The organism is Dyella sp. GSA-30 (assembly GCF_027924605.1).
Taxonomy (GTDB): Bacteria; Pseudomonadota; Gammaproteobacteria; order Xanthomonadales; family Rhodanobacteraceae; genus GSA-30.
In genome coordinates this window covers 14,172-33,044 of sequence record NZ_AP027042.1, presented here as the reverse complement: position 1 = coordinate 33,044, position 18,873 = coordinate 14,172, and the positions used below count along the sequence as shown (strand labels likewise).

General features: G+C 60.5%; 18 protein-coding genes. 2 read left to right on the top strand and 16 right to left on the bottom strand.

The window, feature by feature from the left end:
- Positions 1–26: 26 nt before the first annotated feature.
- Complete coding sequence (metK, locus tag QMG46_RS00155) at positions 27–1,226, bottom strand: methionine adenosyltransferase (RefSeq protein ID WP_281850385.1); 1,200 nt, start codon at positions 1,224–1,226, stop codon at positions 27–29.
- A 209-nt stretch (positions 1,227–1,435) separates the two neighbouring features.
- Between metK and QMG46_RS00150 the strand changes: the two genes are divergently transcribed.
- The gene (locus QMG46_RS00150; protein WP_281850384.1) at positions 1,436–2,134 is read left to right on the top strand and encodes an SGNH/GDSL hydrolase family protein; all 699 of its coding nucleotides are present in this window, start codon (positions 1,436–1,438) and stop codon (positions 2,132–2,134) included.
- A gap of 43 nt (positions 2,135–2,177) precedes the next feature.
- On the opposite strand, the gene QMG46_RS00145 is transcribed toward QMG46_RS00150, so the two are convergent.
- From QMG46_RS00145 to dusB, 14 genes are all read right to left on the bottom strand, one after another.
- The gene (locus tag QMG46_RS00145) at positions 2,178–3,368 is read right to left on the bottom strand and encodes a YqiA/YcfP family alpha/beta fold hydrolase (RefSeq protein WP_281850382.1); all 1,191 of its coding nucleotides are present in this window, start codon (positions 3,366–3,368) and stop codon (positions 2,178–2,180) included.
- A 44-nt stretch (positions 3,369–3,412) separates the two neighbouring features.
- Positions 3,413–5,125, bottom strand: a complete 1,713-nt coding sequence (locus QMG46_RS00140) for a type IV secretory system conjugative DNA transfer family protein (RefSeq protein WP_281850381.1) — start codon at positions 5,123–5,125, stop codon at positions 3,413–3,415.
- Positions 5,091–6,119, bottom strand: coding sequence for a P-type DNA transfer ATPase VirB11 (gene virB11, locus QMG46_RS00135; protein ID WP_281850380.1), 1,029 nt, complete (start codon positions 6,117–6,119; stop codon positions 5,091–5,093). Before virB11 ends, QMG46_RS00140 begins: the two co-directional genes overlap by 35 nt.
- Positions 6,116–7,237 (bottom strand): type IV secretion system protein VirB10, encoded by a 1,122-nt coding sequence (gene virB10, locus QMG46_RS00130; protein WP_281850379.1) that lies wholly within the window; start codon positions 7,235–7,237, stop codon positions 6,116–6,118. Before virB10 ends, virB11 begins: the two co-directional genes overlap by 4 nt.
- A complete protein-coding gene (gene virB9 / locus QMG46_RS00125) occupies positions 7,227–8,135 on the bottom strand; it encodes a P-type conjugative transfer protein VirB9 (protein WP_281850378.1) in 909 nt (302 codons plus the stop codon). The genes virB10 and virB9 overlap by 11 nt, the downstream gene beginning before the upstream one ends.
- Before the next feature lie 35 nt (positions 8,136–8,170).
- Positions 8,171–8,851, bottom strand: a complete 681-nt coding sequence (locus QMG46_RS00120) for a VirB8 family type IV secretion system protein (protein WP_281850377.1) — start codon at positions 8,849–8,851, stop codon at positions 8,171–8,173.
- Between the two features lie 170 nt (positions 8,852–9,021).
- Positions 9,022–10,041 (bottom strand): TrbL/VirB6 family protein, encoded by a 1,020-nt coding sequence (locus QMG46_RS00115; protein ID WP_281850376.1) that lies wholly within the window; start codon positions 10,039–10,041, stop codon positions 9,022–9,024.
- A 69-nt stretch (positions 10,042–10,110) separates the two neighbouring features.
- Complete coding sequence (locus QMG46_RS00110) at positions 10,111–10,875, bottom strand: TrbJ/VirB5 family protein (RefSeq protein WP_281850375.1); 765 nt, start codon at positions 10,873–10,875, stop codon at positions 10,111–10,113.
- A gap of 36 nt (positions 10,876–10,911) precedes the next feature.
- Positions 10,912–13,332 (bottom strand): VirB4 family type IV secretion/conjugal transfer ATPase, encoded by a 2,421-nt coding sequence (locus tag QMG46_RS00105; protein ID WP_281850374.1) that lies wholly within the window; start codon positions 13,330–13,332, stop codon positions 10,912–10,914.
- 12 nt (positions 13,333–13,344) lie between these two features.
- Complete coding sequence (locus tag QMG46_RS00100) at positions 13,345–13,671, bottom strand: VirB3 family type IV secretion system protein (RefSeq protein WP_281850373.1); 327 nt, start codon at positions 13,669–13,671, stop codon at positions 13,345–13,347.
- A 2-nt stretch (positions 13,672–13,673) separates the two neighbouring features.
- A complete protein-coding gene (locus QMG46_RS00095) occupies positions 13,674–14,000 on the bottom strand; it encodes a TrbC/VirB2 family protein (protein WP_281850372.1) in 327 nt (108 codons plus the stop codon).
- 100 nt (positions 14,001–14,100) lie between these two features.
- Positions 14,101–14,400, bottom strand: a complete 300-nt coding sequence (locus tag QMG46_RS00090) for a hypothetical protein (RefSeq protein WP_281850371.1) — start codon at positions 14,398–14,400, stop codon at positions 14,101–14,103.
- 90 nt (positions 14,401–14,490) lie between these two features.
- Complete coding sequence (locus QMG46_RS00085; RefSeq protein WP_281850370.1) at positions 14,491–15,435, bottom strand: alpha/beta hydrolase; 945 nt, start codon at positions 15,433–15,435, stop codon at positions 14,491–14,493.
- On the bottom strand, positions 15,413–16,399 hold the full coding sequence (gene dusB / locus QMG46_RS00080) for a tRNA dihydrouridine synthase DusB (RefSeq protein ID WP_281850369.1): 987 nt from the start codon (positions 16,397–16,399) through the stop codon (positions 15,413–15,415). Before dusB ends, QMG46_RS00085 begins: the two co-directional genes overlap by 23 nt.
- Positions 16,400–16,480: 81 nt before the next feature.
- Here dusB and QMG46_RS00075 point away from each other — a divergent pair, with 81 nt between their 5' ends.
- A complete protein-coding gene (locus QMG46_RS00075) occupies positions 16,481–18,274 on the top strand; it encodes a GGDEF domain-containing protein (protein WP_281850368.1) in 1,794 nt (597 codons plus the stop codon).
- Here QMG46_RS00075 and QMG46_RS00070 read toward each other — a convergent pair whose 3' ends face one another.
- Positions 18,275–18,841 (bottom strand): methyltransferase family protein, encoded by a 567-nt coding sequence (locus QMG46_RS00070; protein ID WP_281850367.1) that lies wholly within the window; start codon positions 18,839–18,841, stop codon positions 18,275–18,277.
- Positions 18,842–18,873: the final 32 nt, after the last annotated feature.

Sequence of the window (18,873 nt, the reverse complement as noted above, 5' to 3'; positions counted from 1 at the left end):
TTTTCTGCAGGCAAATCCAAGCGGGCTTACTTCAACTTGGCATCCGCGCGCAGCGCTTCGGCCTTGTCGGTCTTTTCCCAGGAGAACGCGCTGTAGGTCTTGCCGTCCGGACCCTTCACTTCGTAAGGGGTGCGGCCGAAGTGACCATAGCTGGCGGTCTGCTGATACATCGGGTGGATCAGGTCGAGCATCTTGATGATGCCGTACGGGCGCAGATCGAAGTGCTTGCGGATCAGCTTCTCGATCTTCTCGTCCGGGATCTTGCCGGTGCCGAAGGTGGTAACCGAGATCGAGGTCGGCTCGGCCACGCCGATGGCGTAGGAGACCTGCACTTCGCAACGGTCGGCAATGCCGGCGGCAACGATGTTCTTGGCCACGTAGCGGGCAGCATAAGCGGCCGAACGATCCACCTTGGACGGATCCTTGCCCGAGAACGCACCACCACCGTGCCGAGCCCAGCCACCGTAGGTGTCGACGATGATCTTGCGGCCGGTCAGGCCGCAGTCGCCCACCGGACCACCGATCACGAACTTGCCGGTCGGATTGATATGGAACTTGGTGCCCTTGTGCAGCAGCTTGGCCGGCAGTACGGGCTTGAGGATGTGCTCACGCACCGCCTCGACCAGGTCCTTCTGCTTGACGCTCGGATCGTGCTGGGTCGACAGCACCACCGCATCGATGGCCACGGCTTCGCCGTTTTCATAGCGCAGGGTGACCTGGCTCTTGGCGTCCGGGCGCAGCCACGGCAGCGGCGAGTTCTTCTTCTTGCGGACCTTGGCCTGCTGCTCGACCAGACGATGCGAGTAGTAGATCGCCGCCGGCATGTAGTCCTTGGTTTCGTTGGTGGCATAGCCGAACATCAGGCCCTGGTCGCCAGCGCCCTGTTCTTCGGGCTTCTTGCGGTCCACGCCCTGGTTGATGTCCGGCGACTGCTTGCCGATCAGGTTCAGCACGCCGCAGGTCTCGCCGTCGAAACCGACGTCGGACGAGTCGTAGCCGATATCCACGATGACCTTGCGGGTCAGCGCTTCCAGGTCGATCCAGGCGCTGGTGGTGACTTCGCCGGCGACGATGGCGACGCCCGTCTTCACCATGGTTTCGCAAGCCACGCGGGCGCGCGGATCCTGGGCCAGGATCGCGTCGAGAACGGCGTCGGAAATCTGGTCGGCAACCTTGTCCGGATGGCCTTCGGACACCGACTCAGAGGTAAAGAGGTAGTTGCTCATCGGGGCAAATATCCTTCTTTTCGGATAAAGAGATAAAAGGGGCGCACAGGATACACGGACCGGGGCGCGATTTCACTGCCCAGTATGCCCCCGGAAACACTGAAATGGGATGACAGTGGGCGCCCGTTCATGCCTCTGGCCAGGGTCAGGCATGCCGGGCCGGCCGGAGGCGGTTATGCTCCATGGCTTTGGCAGGCAAGGAGTTTCCGATGAAGCAAGCCCGTCTGGCGCGCAGCGCCATGCTCCTGGTGATCGGTTGGCTGCTGGCAGCCGGCTCGGTGCTGGCCCGACAGCCACCGCCGCAGCAATGGGCGCCGGATATCGCCGCTTTTACGGCGCAGGACCAGACCCAGGCGCCGCCCCAGCACGGCGTGCTGTTTATCGGCAGCTCCTCGATCCACGCCTGGACCAGCCTGGCGACAGATTTCCCCGGCGTGCCGGTGATCAACCGCGGCTTCGGCGGTTCGGCGATCGCCGATTCCACCTTCTATGTCGATCGCATCGTCACGCCATATCACCCGCGTGTGATCGTCATGTACGCCGGCGACAACGACATCGCCGAAGGGGCTACCTCTGCCGAGGTAATCCATGATTTCCAGGCATTTGTCGCACGCGTACGCCACGACCTGCCGGAGGCGAAAATCGTCTATATCTCGATCAAGCCCAGCATCGCCCGGGAAAATCTCTGGCCGCAGATGCACGAGGCCAACGAGGGCATTGCGCATTGGATGAAGGGCAAGTCCGGGCTGCGCTTCGTGGATATCGGCCCCGCGATGGTCGATGCACAGAACCATCCGCGACCGGAATTGCTCCGGGCGGATGGCCTGCATATGACCCCGGCGGGCTATGCGATCTGGGTGAATGCGCTTAAGCCGCTATTAGCGAGCTATGGTTTTGGGGCGCAGTAGTTCATCGCTCCGAAATCGACACATCCGGGATGCGCTCGGCAAACTAGGAAGGACGGCGTCTGCGCCCTGATCGAGAGGTCCGGTCCTGGCTGTCTTGAGACGATTTGCGTGGCACCAGATCGCTGTGCTCCCCGCTTATCTTTCGCATGGCCTCTTGCGCGACGTTGGTGACCGCCACCTTGGTCTCTGTCGACACGACACGTTGTTGCATCCGGGGAGACGCGCCTACGTCCAAATTTTTGCGACCAGCGAGCGGCTGTCCCGCATCTCTGAATGTTTCGTTGCGGACCTCGGCATTGATGGCGCGTCGGATCACAGTGGAATTCGACAGGGCCATATTCGGCAAATGCGCTTCAACGGCGTTGTAGACGCGAGCGCGTCGTTCGCTTACCTGGGCGTTGTCTCCACTCTGTGACAGATTGAGATCCGCCAGCACGGCAGTCGTGTCCTTCAACGGCGTGAAGCGCGAAGGTAGCTCGTTATCCATAGCCGATACAGAGCGCTCGACAGCATGCAGCTTGCCCTGGTTCTTCAGATTGGGCTTCAAATAGTGCTGCAGGGGAACGATGGCGCCAGGCACAGGACCTTGCAGCGAAGAGAACTTATTGGAGGTGAGGAAGTCACCCTCAACGCTATAGGCTCGTACTTGGCCCTGATCCGCCTTATGCAGAAAATCGTCGGCCGTCTTTCCTTTGGAGGTTAGTACGCGCTGCATCGACTTTTTATGCAATGCGGCGGGATTGACAATGACGGCGGCATTACCCGTGGTCACTGAGGCCATCGTGGCTAGTCCGCCACCGAGCGAATGCCCGGTAAATGCAACGTTCTTGCCCCAACTTGAGTACACCATTTTTGACAGGCGCTCGGCTAACTCATATTGCCTGGTTTCAAAACCCATGCCTTGGCCGAGATTGACCGCCGCAGCCTTGCGCAGTCCCTCTTCAGGTACGGTGCCACGAAACGCAACCATATAGGATTCGCCGCGTCCCTGTTCGTTATGGGCGAAGATGCGCGCCCGGAAGCCGGATTGACTGTCTGTAAGCGGCGCCCCATCGCCTTGCCTCTTTGCCACATCCACCACGCCTGGCGGGTATTCGTCATGCTTTAGTTCGCGCCAGCCGGCTGGCAGCTCCATGGTGTTGGCATCTGTATAAACGGCGCGACAAAGTATCATCAGATCACGATCGAATTTGGCATTCGGCTCGGTGCCTTCCAGTTCGTTGCTGATAGCCATGATGTTCTCTCCTTTTGAGCGAGCTGTCCTATTCCATGTATGTATCAGGCCGGCGGTGCCGGCGGCATATACGGCGGCACGTACCAGGCCGGTGGTGCCGCGGGTACCCCGGGGGGATCGATTACGCGCGAGGAAAACAATGTTTCCTTGTACCAGCGGATCTTGCCGCCACGCACCGGTTTGCACGCACGTGCGAACACAAGGATCTCGTCGGCACCCAGCTCCATCACTTCCTGCGGAAGGAGCAGGGCGCGGCTCTGTTCGGAGTCGCTGACGCTACGCGAGCCCTGGGAAAACATATCCGGTCGCGACGTTGAGGATGACTTGACGGTATTAGTGCCCAGTTCATTGCTGATCTCGGTAGCCGAGCCGATATCCGCCGGCGTGTAAGAGATACGCACGGCATGGTTCTGAAAGAACGTCTTGGCTGCCTCTTCGCCATAGACTTCGCGGATCTGGCTCGGCGACTGGAAGATCGGCAGAAGTCTCACGCCGTAGCCACGCAGGAAGGCAATCGCATCGACGATCAGCGGAAGCTTGCCCAGAGACTTGAATTCGTCCAGCAGCAACAGGCATTGGCGCGACAGTTCCTTGTTGTGTTCGGGTAGTTCGCGCGTGTTGAGGTCGACGACCTGCTGGAAGAACAAATTCACCAACGGCGCGAGTCGGCCCAGGTTATCCGGCGTGATGCCGATGTATATGCTCATGTTGCGCTTGCGCAGGGCATTGAGATCGAAGTCGTTGGCAGACGTGGCCGCATCGAGAATTGGGTTGAGAAACAGTTCCAGTCGCGAGGTAAAGGTCTTGCGGATCGATGTGCGCGTATCGTCGGCGGTATTGGCGTAGTCCAGCAGGGCGCTTTCGCAAAGCACCGAAAGCGGATTACGCGCCAGGCGCCGTTCGTTGATGATGTCGATCAGACGGTTTTCGGTATCGGCGAAGGCTTCGCGTGCCACTTGACCCAACGTCAATGGAATACCTGGCGTCTCCATGATGTAAAGCACGATGCCCAGAAAGAACGAGCGGCAGCTGGCGCTCCAGATCGGGTCGGCGCCGTCGACGTCGGGGAAGATGATGTTGCCGATCTTCTGGATATCGTCCACGCGCAGTCCTTCCTCATAGCGGATATACCCCAGAGGGTTCCAGCGATGCGTGCGCTGCTGCGGCGACGCTGGGTCGAACAGGTACACCTCGTGGCCGTGCTGTTTGCGAAAGCCAGCGGTGAGCGTCCAGTTTTCCTGTTTGATATCCAGCACGATGATCGAGTGATTCCAGTTGAGCAGATTGGGAATCACCACGCCCACACCCTTGCCCGAACCGGTTGGTGCGGCAAGCATTACGTGCGGAAACTGCGCGAGCCCGGCACTGAGGAAGCGATTGCCGATGCGCCCGAGAAGGATGCCGTCGCCGTCGTTGGTCAGCAAGCCGGCGCGACGTATCTCGGGCAGATTGGCAAAGCGCGCCTTACCATGTAGAGCTTGCCGAGGCTTTAGCCACAGCAGGGCGGTGGGCGAAAGCACCACGACGGTCGCGGCCAGTGCGCTGATGGCCAGCTTCTTCTGTACAACAGGATCGCCGCCATAGAAGTGGCGATAGCTGAGCCAGCTCATCAGGTCCGGCGCCGGACCCTCGCCGCGAAACGCAAGCCAGTGAAAGGCTACGCCTGCGAGGTAAAGCCAAAGCGGTATCGCACCGAGAACCAGTACGACAGCCAGCGTCGCTTTAAGCCAGGATAGAACGTTTGCGCTCTGGCTCATAGTAGATTCCGGTGACGCAGCGTCGGCCGTTTACCACGCTGAACTGAATGACGATGTCGACAAGCATGAAAAGAAGTTGCTTGATATCTTCGCGGGACAGGTGAGCTCCTCCGGGTGATTCCTTGACCAGCAGCATCAACTGCTCGATGGCCAGACGCGGACTGGTGGCGTGAACGGAAGTGATCGATCCCGGATGTCCGGAGTTGACGTTGCGAATGAAGTAGAAGGCTTCTTCGCTGCGCAATTCGGCAAGCATGATGCGGTCCGGCTTCATGCGCAGGCACGATTCGAGCAACAGCTTCGGCGTGGCATTGCTCACGCCTTGCCCGTCCTTGGAATAAAAAAGACGCACGTGGTTGGGCTGGTTGCGTATCTCCAGCTCGGGTGTGTCCTCGATCGTGATCAGACGTTCATTGACGGGAATCAGATCCACCAGCGTCTTCATGATGGTGGTCTTGCCCGAGCCGGTGGCGCCGGAGACGACGATGTTCTGGCGGTGCTGCACCGCCAGTTCGAGAAACGCCCGAATCCGGCCGGCGCGCAGATGCTCGTGCAACTGGGATTCGAGGGCCTCATTGACGTCGTTCCCGAGTACGACGCGTTCGAAGGCGCCCCCGCGTTCGTAGTCGGCCAGCGTCAATCGCAACTGCGATGGTTTGCGGATGGTCAGGCTGACCGTGCCTTGCGGCACGGCCGGTGGAACGATGGCCTGCACGCGCTCGCCACCGGGCAGGGCTGCAGAAACGACAGGCGCATTCTCCGAGATCGTCTGATGCGTGGACGTGGCGATCAGCTTGGCCAGCATGCGCAGATGGTCATAGCTGAGTTCGGGCATGTCGTGCCGCTGCCAGCCTTCGCGCCCTTCCGTCCAGGCCTCCCCGGGGCGGTTAACGACCACCTCGGTGATCTCGCCCGCCAGTAGCCGCTGAAGCGGCTGCAGATACGTGGCGATGGCCGAGCCACTGCTGTAATCGTCGATCGCTACGGCGTTCATGGCGCCTCGGGCCTGGGACTGAGCGTATAGACACTGCCGAAGTAGAGGTCTCTTGCGACGAAAATGCCGACGTGGCCGCCTTGCGCGCGGTCGAGGGTCGGCGGAATGTTGACCGTGCTCTCGACGATAATCGCGGCCGCATCGTTCGCAGAGCTGGCACTGTTGCTGAAATTGATGGTGCTATTGCCGCTGGAGCGGTTCGAATTGGCGGCGTATTGCGCTGCATCGTCCACCACGGACACCAGCATGGCCGCGCCGAACCGTTGCCAGAAATGGTGATTGATCTTGCCTTCCAGGCCGGAGCGACCGAGCGCATCGGTGTTGGGTGAGTCGAGATTGATGATGACGCCATTGGGCGTTTCCGCGCGCGTCCACAGTACGAAGACGCGATCCATGCCCTGCCGCAGCTGCGCGGACTGATACTGCCCGACGATGCGGGTGCCCCGTTCGAGCAGCAACACATGGCCATTGGTCGAGTAGACATTGCGGCTGAGCGTGCACGTGGTCATGCCAGGCAGCTGGCTATTGATGGCCGTTACCAGCGAGCAGTCGAGAAAGCTGCCCTGTGTCAGGGTGAGGTCAGGGTCGGTCAATTGCCCGGCCGACACCTCTACGGTGCGGGTAGCGCTCAGCGCGTTGCTCAAGGACGAGCCGCCACCGCCCGCGCTGCCTCCAGCGGCTGTCGCGCCAAGCGCTGCCGCTTGGACCGTCGGCGCTGCTCTTGCTACGCCCATGGCTAGTAGCGGCGCGCGCTTGCGGCGTTCGGCAAGATCCAAGGTGGCTTTCTGCGCGGCCGTCAAGCCTGCCGTGGAGGCGGGGGCCGGCCCCTTGGTCGACGGCGGAGGCGGTGGGGCGTTCTTCGCATTGAATGCATCGCGAGTTAGATCGGGCAGTCCGCGTTCAAGCGTGGCCTCTTTCTGCTTGCCGTCGCCACGGTGGCGCAGTTTATCGAGCATCGCGCGCGATCCCATCGCTATCGCGAAGATGGCGCAACAACCAATGGCAAACAACAGCATGTACTTGTTGCCTTTGCGCTTGTTGCCTACCTGCGGAATGCCACGCTCGTTGGAATCGTTACCGTGATCGGTGGACTTGGCGTTATCGGCATCACGGAACATGTGTGTCTCCGGGGATCGGCTCGGCTACGACGCCATCCACTTTCAAGGTGTGTGTCGGCGACGCGGATGCAGCCGGCTGAGCGGTGCGCGCAGGCGGCGCCACCTTCGAACGAGCAGCGGGAGTCCGTAGCACGCGCTCGACATCGGGGCTGGCCGTTCCCGTCGGCGTCGCGATGCCGTAAGGGTTGTAGCTGCGATTCTCCAGGCACGCGACCGACTGGCCCTTGCGCAGCACCAGCTTGCGTGCGGTCAGTTGAATGACGTAGCGATCGCCGTTCATCGCGCCATTGGCGATGCTTTCGCTGCCGTCGGCGTTGATCGTGAAAACCGAGGGGATCTCCTGCGCGCCTGGAAAGCGCAGGTAAGTGAAACGGCCATCGTCGTAGGCTTCGATCGGACGAATCTCGCGTGAGCCGCAGGCGTAGTAATTCCAGTTGAGCGGAAGCGCGCTCTTCTGGAACGACGATTCGACCCGGCGTGCATAGGCTTCTGCGGCGAGCCTTTCCATCTCGGCCTTCGACTTGGCTGCCTGATCTTCCGGGTAAAGCAGGCGGATCTGGAAATACATCGATCGGTCCTGCGGCGAACGGCTCTGCCGTGCGTCCAACGCGAACTGGTAGACACGCCGGTCGGTGATTACCGTCATATTAGTCACGGCATTGTCTTCGCGAGGCTTGACGAACAGATGGTTGCCGGAAGGCGCGATTTCCCAGGCGAGCGAATCGCCCAGCGCGATGTCCTGCACCGATTCGCCCGGAGCCAGCTCGATATCGGTCGAATAGCCGTAATGCCCGACGACCTTGATGACGTCGTCGCGATTGTAGGTCACGGTTTTCATGCGCGCGTCGAAACGCCCCTTGTGCGGTGACGCTTCGCCATGTACGAGCGAAGTCGCCACGCACAACGACAACGCAAGGAGTAATGGGCGCCTGGTCACTTCGTTTGTCCCGTGGTTTCCGGATCGAGGCGATAATCGGTGGCTTGGAAGCCCACGGGATTGATCAGCCGCGACTTCGCATCCATTGATGCCTTGGAATATTTGTAGGTAATGGTGGCGATCCAGTGTGTCTCGACCGGCTCGGCATTGGGCCGGCGTTCGGTGCGGGTAAAGCGCACCTGAGCAACGCCTTCGCCGAGGAAGGCGATCGAATTGACGACGATCTCCACCGCGCCTTCCTTGCCGTAGACCTTGCTGGGCGAGCGGGGATTCTTGGGATTGATCGCCTGGTAATAGGCGTCGCCGACCTGGCGTGTGGACATCAGCGATACCGCTTCATAGTCGGAGTACGCCAGAGCATCCGAATACTCCTCGCGATAATTGACATATCGGGAGAGAAAGTATTTATCGATAGCCTCGTCGAACTCGACGGTATTCCCGTCGAGGCGGCTGATGATGTCGGCGCCGCCGCTGGATTTGTCTACGCGCACCACAAAGGGTTCGACGGTCTTCAAGGGCGTGAGAAACGCAACTGCCAGGCAGGCACTAAGGCCGATGGCAATGCCCAGGCCAGCAAACAACCATGCGCGTCGCTCGCTTTTGCGCGCGCGCGACACTTCGGTAGTCTCCCAGGCGCGCGATGCCTCCAGGAAAGCGGTGATTTCAGGGCTGCTCACGGCTGAGCATCCTTCAAATAATGCTCCGGTGCGTTGACAGGCACATAAGTGCCCTTGCACTGCGGAGCCTTCTGCAGTCCCTTGCCGCAGGCGGCGAGCATGAGGGTGATACACACAGCAAGTAGGGCGTGACGAACGGTCAAAACATTGCTCCGGTTAGGCCGAATAATTCATCGAGGGAAGTTGAGTCGCGCGCGGGAGCGGCCGGCAGCGGCTGTGCGGCCGGCTGCGGAAGCTGCGTTTGAGCCTGCGGATCGACCAGCGGAGCCGCCTGACACCAGCGCGCGCGCGGTCTGGGCGTGGCTCTGTGATTGCGCCGCCTTGCCCATGGCGCGGCTCACGAGGCCCTGGCCTGACATCTGCGCGCCGCCGACAAGTGCGCTAGCAATCGTCTTGGATTCGAAAAGCGCAGCAATGATGGCTGCGGTGGCGCCGATGACCTTCACCATGCCAATCAGCGCATCCAAGGCATTGCCGTTTTCGATACCTTCCAGATATTTTTCCATGAAGGTGAAGCACAGCGATATCGTGGTCGAGACCAGGATAAACAGCACGGAAAAGCTGATGATTTGGCTCAGCCAGCCGTCAAAGAATTTATAGGTTGGCTGAAAAATGGCCATCACAATGAACAGCGGACCGACCGCCAGAACGACAGAGAGGCCTATATAGGCGACGAACAGGATCGCCGTGGCGATACCGGCGATGATGGCTACGCATATGAAAATGATGATCGCGAGTATGTAGTAGGCGACGTAGCTCAGATGGAATAGACCGAACTTCCTGTCTGCGTAGTGCCAGACATCGTTGCCTATATCGAAACCGCGATTGACTGCGTTGTCGATGATGTCCGGCAAGGAGGAGCCGCCTCCGCCCTGCGATACGACCTGGGCGGCTATTTCCGTAGGAACCTTGAGGAAGAAATCGGCGATGTCGGTTTGATAGTTGCCGACCGTTAGCCCCAGCGCTACCACGAAGCAGATGCGCAAGATCCGGTAAATGCCATCCCTGAGCGGTTCGTTGACCCGCCCGGTAGCGATGCCAGCTCCCCACAGTAGTACGTAGATGGTCAACATGGCGATAGCGCCTGGCTCGATGATCTGCACGAGATTGGCCGAATCCGTATTGACCGCTTCTTGTATCGTCTCGACGACGTCCTTCAGGAAGAAGTTGGCAATGTTAATGGCGAGCATGGGGCGTCACTTTGAAGTCGGGGCAGCGCGCCTCGCATGGAGACGCGCTCGTTGCACATGGAGGGCTATTCAGTCCGAATTGCCTTCTTTGTCGTCATCCATGTCCATATCTTTGACGGACTGGTAAGCCTTGGCATACTCGGTGTCCATCAACATGCCGTTGAACGATTGGGTGCGGACCAGCTCGTTGGTGATCATGCTGTTCTCGATCTGGATGCGTGCCTGAAGATCGGCGACTTCCTTGAGCGAAGAGGTTTTGTCGATCTGTGCCTGCAGTTGCTTGAGCTTCTCGATGCGCGCGACGCTCGACTCGTAGGCCTGAGCATTGAGCGCACTGCCGTTGGTGCTGCGCTTGACGCCCTCTTCAAGCGAATACATCGCGGCATCCTTGCTAGACTTGCCATCCAGTTCTTTTTCATCGTCATTGAGTTTGTTGCCGATATCCGTGGCCAACTGCTCCACGCGGCCGCCGCCCTTGTAAGCATCCAGCGTTTCCTTCCAGTTCCGTGGGATCGAATCCCCATAATCCTGCGTCTGGATATCGCCTTTGCCACTCGAGCCGGTGACGGCGTCATTAGTCTTTTTTACTTCGCCGGTCTGCTGCTTGAGTTCGTCTAGTTGCTTGGCCATATCTGCCAGCTGTTGCTGGAGCACGGCGGTCTGGGCCTGCTGCTCCTGATAGGACTTGGCGTCGTGGACGGCTTGCTCGCCGCCCGCCCCGCCGCCTGAGGGTGGCGACGTGGTGTTGTCGACGTAATCTTGGGCATGGCCTGGAATCGCTGAGGCAAAGAGCAGGCACAGCGTCGTGGCTTTCAGCACGGTTTTCCTTTCCATGAATCACTCCTCGTGGGTGGGTGTTGAATGCAGCGCCTATTGGCGCTCGCGGCGAAGCTGATGAAAGACCGGTAGCCAGTCATCGGGTTGAGGGCCGGCTCGCGCGATGGCGCGCTCGGACAGCTCGACACTACCGGCGGTGCTGGAAAGCACCGCCAGGTCGTCGTCGAAGCCGTGCAGGTTGAGTTCGCATACGGTCGAATGCGAGCCCTGCTTGAACAGAAAGCCACGAAGATTCTGCTCGACCATGTCCTTTCGCACGATTTCATACTCGCGCTCGCTAAGCTTGAAGCCGTCGATGTAATCTTCGCGCGCCGCTTTCGGGTTGGGCAGATAAAGCTGGCTGACACACTGTTCGATGAGCTGACGACTGATGCGCGAGCGCAGGACATCGGATGGGCTCTGCGTGCCGAAGAGCGCAAGCGCGTTGCGCTTTCGATAGGTCTTGACGGCATCCAGCGCCTTGCCTTCGAAGTATTCGTCCTGAAGCATCTTCCAGAACTCATCCATGTTCAGGATGAAGCGTCGCCCATCGATGAGCTGCTCCATGCGGTGGAACAGGTACATGACGGTGACTGTCCGGGTTTCATCGTTCTCGAGGAAGTCGGTCACATCAAAGCCGAAATGGCGGCCGCCGGAAAACTCCAGCAGGTCGCGCGGATTGTCCAGCAGCCAGCCCAGCGAGCCGCCCGTGCACCATTTGCGGAAACGTGCGGCGTTGCCGTTGGGATCGGTCGGATCGAAAAATTCCAGGAGGGCCGAAAAGCGCCTTGCTTCGAACGGCATGGCATAAATGCCGTCAACGGCATCCTGGATTTCCTTCTCCCGCTGCGGAGAGAAACGATAATCCAGCTCTTCGCCGCGGATGCAGCGTTTGACCAGCTGGATAAGCATGCTCCGGTTGCCGGGTGTGTCTTCCATGGCGCACGGATTGAAGCCTGTCGGTATGCCGTTTTTGAGGGTGGCGTAGTGGCCGCCCATGGCGCGGATGAAGTTCGCCTGGCCCTGATCCTTGTCGAAGGTAAATACCGTCGGTTTGTACTTTTCCGCCTGGGCCAGCATGAACGCCTGAATCACGGTCTTGCCTGTGCCGGTCGGTCCCAGCAGCAGGGTATGGCCCGGCACGCGATCGTCGGAATCGGCCTCGTTCACGCCACGGCGTGATGATGGCGGCAGATGAAAATTGAAATAGAACGGGGTGCCCGAGGTCGTTTTCAACAACGTCAGCGCATCACCCCATTGATTGCCGTGCAGGCGGCCATGCGGGTAATTGTGGAACCCCGTATAACCGATGATATTGCTCGAACTGATCGGCGCCGGTCGTGGACGAAGCTGAAAGTTGCCCGGCAGTTGAGCAAAGAAAGCCGCTTCGATGCATTCGTCTTCACGGGCGACGAGAAAGCCGGCGTCCGCCAGCACGGATCGCACCGTCGCCACGCGCTCGGTCAGCGTCTTGTTGTCGTCGGCGAGTAATTGCAGGCTCAGGTGGTGCTCACCGAATACCGAGCGGCCGGCCACCAGGTCATCCAGCGCTTGAGCGATGTCGTTGACCTGGGTCTGGGAAGCATCTTCCACGTTGACCAGAAGTCTCTGCTGTTTCTGCAGCGCAGCCATCGCCTTGCCACGGCTGAACATGCTGAAGGACTGCGTCAGTACGAACGGAAACGGCAGCGTAAGCAGCACATTCAGATGTCCCGGTTCCGTGCGTTCGATCTGATAGGCAGCCGCGCCGAGCATGGCGCCTATCTGGGACCGGTCGGGCAGCCGCAGTTCGAACTGATCCACGCCGAAGGAAATACGGGCATTGGTCATGCCGTGAGCCGCGCGTCCCTTGGGTACGGCGATGCGTTTGCGTTCGCCATTGATCAGCAGTGCCAGGAATTCCAGCGTTTCGGAAAAAACCACGCCGTTTTGCTGGTACAGCTCAAGTCGGCGTGCGCCGTAGCGTGCGAGTGCGGCCATCACCGTATTGCATATTTCGTCGAGCCGGGCGCTCGCGTCGTGGATGGATTCGCGGACGCTCTCCTGCGTGCGGCGTGTTCCGAAGTTCAACAGCGAATTGCGGGACAGCTTGCCGCGAACCAGAACGGTCAGATAATGTGAATTGACCATCATCTGCAAGCCGCTGAGACTCGCGCGATAGCGGCTGTTGAGACGTCCCGCAAAGTCATCGTCGAAATAGCCGCCGGGATATTCCGAGCGCGGTTCGCGCACCGTATGCACCCATAGCGCAATGTCTTCCGAAGCGATATTGCGTATCAGGCCGGTCAAGGCGTCATGCCATGCCTGGATGTCCTCGTCGTCGGCTGCCTCGTGCGCGGCGCCGTTGATCTTGATGATCGTCAACGTATCGCCCGCCTGGGTGCGCAGATTGTGTGGGGACACCATGGAGGTGTAGGGCACATACTCCTGCAAGGAGCGCGAGCGGTTGATCAGCGACTGTTTTGGCGACAGCATCGTGGTTCCGGGTCAGTAACGCTTGCGGGACGGCAGTGGCGAGTACGAACCGCTATGCCAGTAGGCGCGCGCCATGTGTCGTCCTTTGGTATTGAGCTGAAGGGCGACATAGCGCAGCGCGCGAGGATCGCGGGCGCAGACCAGTCGGGCGAGCCCGTACAGGACGCCGCCCATGCCGAGCGCACCGATTTTCCAGCTCACGTCGGCATGCAGGATGCCGGCGACCAGGAACGCGATGGTGCTGCCGGCGAGAACGAAGATGAGGACTTCCACCGGCAGGCCGAGCATGCTGGGCGGGCGGGTCAGGCCGCCGAACAACGGGTCGCTACGCAAGGACACGATCAGCCGCCACCGCCGTAGAGCGCATTGACCACTTCGGTGGCGAGACCCGCGACGATGGCTCCTACCAGTACCTGTCCGACGGTCACCCAGCTCATGCGGCCGAATGCAGCCAGCACGCCGGAGCCGAGCACAGCGACGACGAGAATGGATTGAACGGCCGTCTTGATCCACTCGACGGCTTTGTCGGCCTTTGCGCCGATATCCTGGGCAAATGCCAGCTCCGGACAGAAGATCACCGTGGCCACTAGCGCGACCATCAGCAGCAGCTGTGTCGATGGCCTGCTGGCGATGGCCAGGATGCGGGGCATGGCGATGGTACGAGACATGATTGACTCCTCCTTGGGTCAGTGACGAGACGAGCGTGACCTGGCGAAGGTCATGGAGACGCTCGCCAAGGCGGTAATGGGGTTGAAGGGGGTTAACGAATCAGCGCGCGTTTTCGGCGAGCTTTTTCCAGCGCGCCTGGCCAAAGACGTCCCAGCTCGGTGGGGTCTTTTCGATGCCAAGGGTTTCTACTGCGCCAGTGAGCCAGCGCTCGACGACATCGGGCGACTCGCCTTGGGCCACGCGCTGATTGGCTTTGTTTATAAGCGCCGTGACGCGCGGATCATTGTTCTGCTCATCGCTGCGTGGCAATGCTGCCTGGATGGCGTCATTGCCTGCATGACTGATGGGGGCGGCGAGCGACGCGGCGAACGGCGCGCACAAGATCAGCGGTATAGACATCCATTTCATTCCAGACAAACTCTTCATGAGTTGACGGAATGCTAGCACCGACAAATTGTGAGTGGTTTAAAACAAATCCTAATTTCAAAGTTACTTATGCTCAGCCGTCTGATGCCTGCTTATAAAGTCCAATATGTCCTTAAGTACATATTCATGCCCGAGTGGTCGAGACAACGAAAAAACCAGAGACGAATGGCCCATGCCGGGATAGACGCGCATCGTCACATCCTCGTGCTGAGCGAGCATGGCGTTGTCCAGGGAATAGGTGTTGGCGATGTCGACTTCCTTGTCCGCCGTACCGTGCAGCAGCAGCATCGGCGGTTCGTGACCTGTCACGAAGTGAACGGGTTCGGCGCGCAACTGTTCCTGGGTCGAGCGGCCGAATACGTCGAGCATGTCCTTCTCAAACGGCGGAATCGGGACGAAGTCGTAGCAGCCGGCCAGGCCGATAAGACCAGCGAGGTCGTTCGGGCGCCGCCCATAGGCGGTTAGCCAGGAAGGGTCGGTGGCCAGTAGTGCGGCGATCTGGCCTCCCGCCGAATGGCCCATGATGAAGATGTCCTCGGGAGAAGCATCGAGTTCTTCGGCGTGGTCGAACGTCCATGCGACGGCCTCGGCCGCGTCGTGCATGAATCCATCCATGGTGACCTGCGGATATTTGCGGTAGTCCGGGATGACTACGGTGACCCCGTGCGACGCGAGTGAGGCGCCGACGAAGCGGTACCAGTTGCGCTGCCCCCGCACCCAGCTTCCTCCATAGAAGAAGACCACGACGGGAGCATGGATGGCATGAATGGGACGATAGACGTCCAATGCCAGATGCTGCTGCTTGTCGAACTCGACCGAGCGCTGTGCAACGATGCCTTGCCGTTGGTCGGTAGCGTTAAGGCCGGCAAAAAGCGTCGCTTCGCAGCCGCCCAACAGGAGCGACAACCCCAATAACAGCAGTTTCGGTAATGCTGAAACCCATGTGGCGCGCAGGTGCGGCCGTCCGTTTACCGGCGCTAGCCGGTCAGGCGGCGATGCGCGGAGCATCCCGCAGGCCGTCGAAATATTCGCGGGTCAACCGTAGCTGTTCTTCAGCAGCTTCCGCACGCAGCGCCACGTGGCGGAACGCGGCATTTTCCGGGCGATCCTTGGCGTACCAGCCAAGATGTTTGCGTGCGATGCGCACGCCTTGTTCCTCGCCATAGAAAGCGTAGAGCTGATGAAGATGATCCACCAGGATGGCGCAGACTTCGGCGAGCGAAGGCTCCGGCAGATGCTCGCCGGTAGCGAGGTAGTGCGCAATCTCGCGAAAGATCCAGGGCCGGCCCTGCGCGCCACGGCCGATCATCACCGCATCTGCGTTGGTGGCTTTCAGGACATGGCGTGCCTGCTCGGGCGTGGTCACGTCGCCGTTGGCAAGTACGGGGATGTGCACAACGGCCTTGACCGCCGCGATGGTTTCGTACTCTGCCTCGCCCTCGTATTTGTCCGCACGTGTGCGTCCATGTACTGCCAGCGCCGCAATGCCGGCATCCTCGGCGATGCGAGCGATGGTGAGCGCATTCCTGTGCTCGCGGTCCCAGCCGGTGCGGATCTTCAACGTTACCGGCACGGACACCGCGTCGACGACTGCCTTGACGATACGCGCCACCAGTGGCTCGTCCTGCAACAGCGCCGAGCCCGACCACACGTTGCAGACCTTCTTGGCCGGGCAGCCCATATTGATGTCGATGATCTGGGCGCCATTGTCCACGTTGAAGCGGGCTGCCTCGGCCAGCATGGCCGGGTCGTAACCGGCGATCTGGACGCTCACCGGCTCGGGCTCGCCCTCGTGATCCATGCGCTTGAGCGACTTGCGGGTACGCCAGAGGCGGGGGTCGGCGTTGGTCATTTCCGACACGGCCAAACCCGCACCCAGCCGTTTGCACAGCAGGCGGAAAGGCTTGTCGGTGACCCCGGCCATCGGTGCGAGCACCACGGCGGGGTCGATACGGTAGGGGCCGATCTGCATAACCGGCCTATTGTAACGGGGAAGGAAGCACCGAATCGCTATAATGGCGCCGTTGGCACTCAACGCGGGGGGCGTCGGTCAATGCTACGGGGGGCCTGGGGCGTATTCCTGATTGCCGGACTGTGGCTGCCGATTGCGGCGGCTGCGCCGCAACCTCATGCCTCGATGAACCTGTTGCGGGGGCCGGCGGTGACCGATCCGGCCGGGACCATCGCCAAGGTGCGGGCCGAACTGGACGCCGCCGACCCGGCGCTTACCCCGGCCCGGGAGCGAGCTCTACTGTGGGGTATGGGCACGGCAGCCATCAACGCGAACGACGATTCCGCCCTCACCGAGTCGCTATTGCGCCTGGACAATATGGCCAGTCGGACCCCCGACCCGGTCGCGGCTGCCACCGCCGGCTTTCTGCGCTCACGCCACGATATCGCCAATGGTCTGGGCGACAGCAGTGGCGGTGGCTTGAGCGATGCGTTACTGGCTGCGGACAAGGTGCTTGGGCATGCCGATCCGCAGATCGTCGCCTGGGCACGCTTTCAGCTTTGCGATGCGTTTGCCTTGGACGAAAAGGCGGACAAGGCGCTGGAGGCCTGTCACCAGGCAGAGACCAGCTATGCGGCATTAGGCGATCGTTGGGGTGTCGCTGACGCGCTCAACGATGAAGGTATCGCATTGATGTCTCTGGGCCGTTATGCCGAGGCGGCGGCGACCTATCAACGAACACGCGCGGAGTTCAGCCGCATCAATGCGGACGAACTGGTTGTGATGGTTGGCGATAATCTGGCGCAAGCCTATCTGCGACTGGGTCGCCCTGCCGAAGCGTTGCCGCTGTCGCAAACGTCGTTGAAGCATGAGCTTGCTGCCGGGCGAATCAGCGACTCGCTGTTTTCGAGTGCCGACGTTGCGCGTGCCGAGGCCGCATTGGGTCATCCGCAACAAGCCTACGAACGCATCCGTGTCACCGTGGCGCGCGCACGAGATGCAGGCATTGGCGGCCAGCTGACCGATTTATTGAAAACCGAGAGTGAGCTGGCCGAGCAGGCCGGGCAATTGAAGCAGGCACTGGCGGATGTGCGCGAAGTGCTCGCATTCGACAACGCGACCAACACGCCGAAATTGCGTGCGATGGAAGCCGAACTGGAGCAGCGCTACACCACACGCGAAAAGGAGCTGCAGATCGGCGAGCTCGAACGCAGCAATCGGCTCAAGGATCTGCAACTGAAAACCACGCAGATCGAAGCGCGTGCCGAGCAGCAGCGACAGAAGCTGATCAATCTGATCGCGATTCTGATCGCCTGCGCACTGGTAGCGATCAGCGTTCTGCTGTTCCAGTTGTGGCGTGGGCAACGCCGTCATGCGGCCGAGTTGCGTGCACAGACGTTGCGCGATCCGTTGACCGGCATCGACAACCGCCGCGCATTTCAGGAACGCGCGCTATCGCTGCTCGATTCGCGACGTGTCGCATCGGCACATCGGCATGCTCTGCTGTTGATCGATATCGATCACTTCAAGGCCATCAACGATAGCGTCGGTCACCCGCAAGGCGATCTCGTGCTGCTGGAAGTATCGAGCTACCTCTCGGCAAACGTCGATTCGGCTTGCCATCTCGCGCGTATCGGCGGCGAGGAGTTTGCCGTGCTGTGTCCCGCCTACGGTACCGACGCGGCGATGCGATTGGCCGAGACCCTGCGCGAGGGCGTGGCAGCACTTCTGCTCACCGGTGAGCTGAAACATCTGCGGGTGACGATCAGTATCGGCGTGGCGTTGTTCGACGGCACGCATTGCCACGACCTGTCGACGTGGATGCGCGCGGCAGACGGGGCGCTTTATTCGGCCAAGTCGTGTGGGCGCGACCGTGTCATGGCAAGTGCGGCCTGATCAGTACAGGCCGGGCAACAACCGCCAGGTCCGAGCGCGATAGGTGTCCCAACGTGTACCAAATGCCTCGGCCAGCACGCGCTCTTCCACCTGGATACGGCGCAGAAATACCGGCACGGTCAACAACACGATAGCCAGCAAGGACACGGTATTGCCGATCGCCAGGCCTAGGCCGATCAAGGCCATCAGTGCGCCGGTATAGGACGGGTGGCGCAAGAAACGATAAGGACCGTCATTGATCAGCGGTTGGTCGGCGGCAATAGCGACGTTCACGGTAAACCAGCGGCCGAGGTAGATGATCGAATACCAGCGAAGGATCAAGCCGGTGATCACCATGATGTCGCCGATCGTCGCCACAGTGGTTTCCCACGGCAATTGCCATGCCGGCTGATGCAAGGACACCGCCGCCCAATAGGCAATGAACATGGCCACGGGGATGGCGGTCCAGAACAACGCCAGCGAACCGGAGTCCTTGTTGGTGGCGCCGCCTTTGGCGCGACGGCTCAATGAGAGGGCCGCTTCGGAAACACCGAATACAACGCCCAGCCACACGGGAGATATCAGCATCGCAACCGGCCCCTGCCCCAAAGAAGAATCGA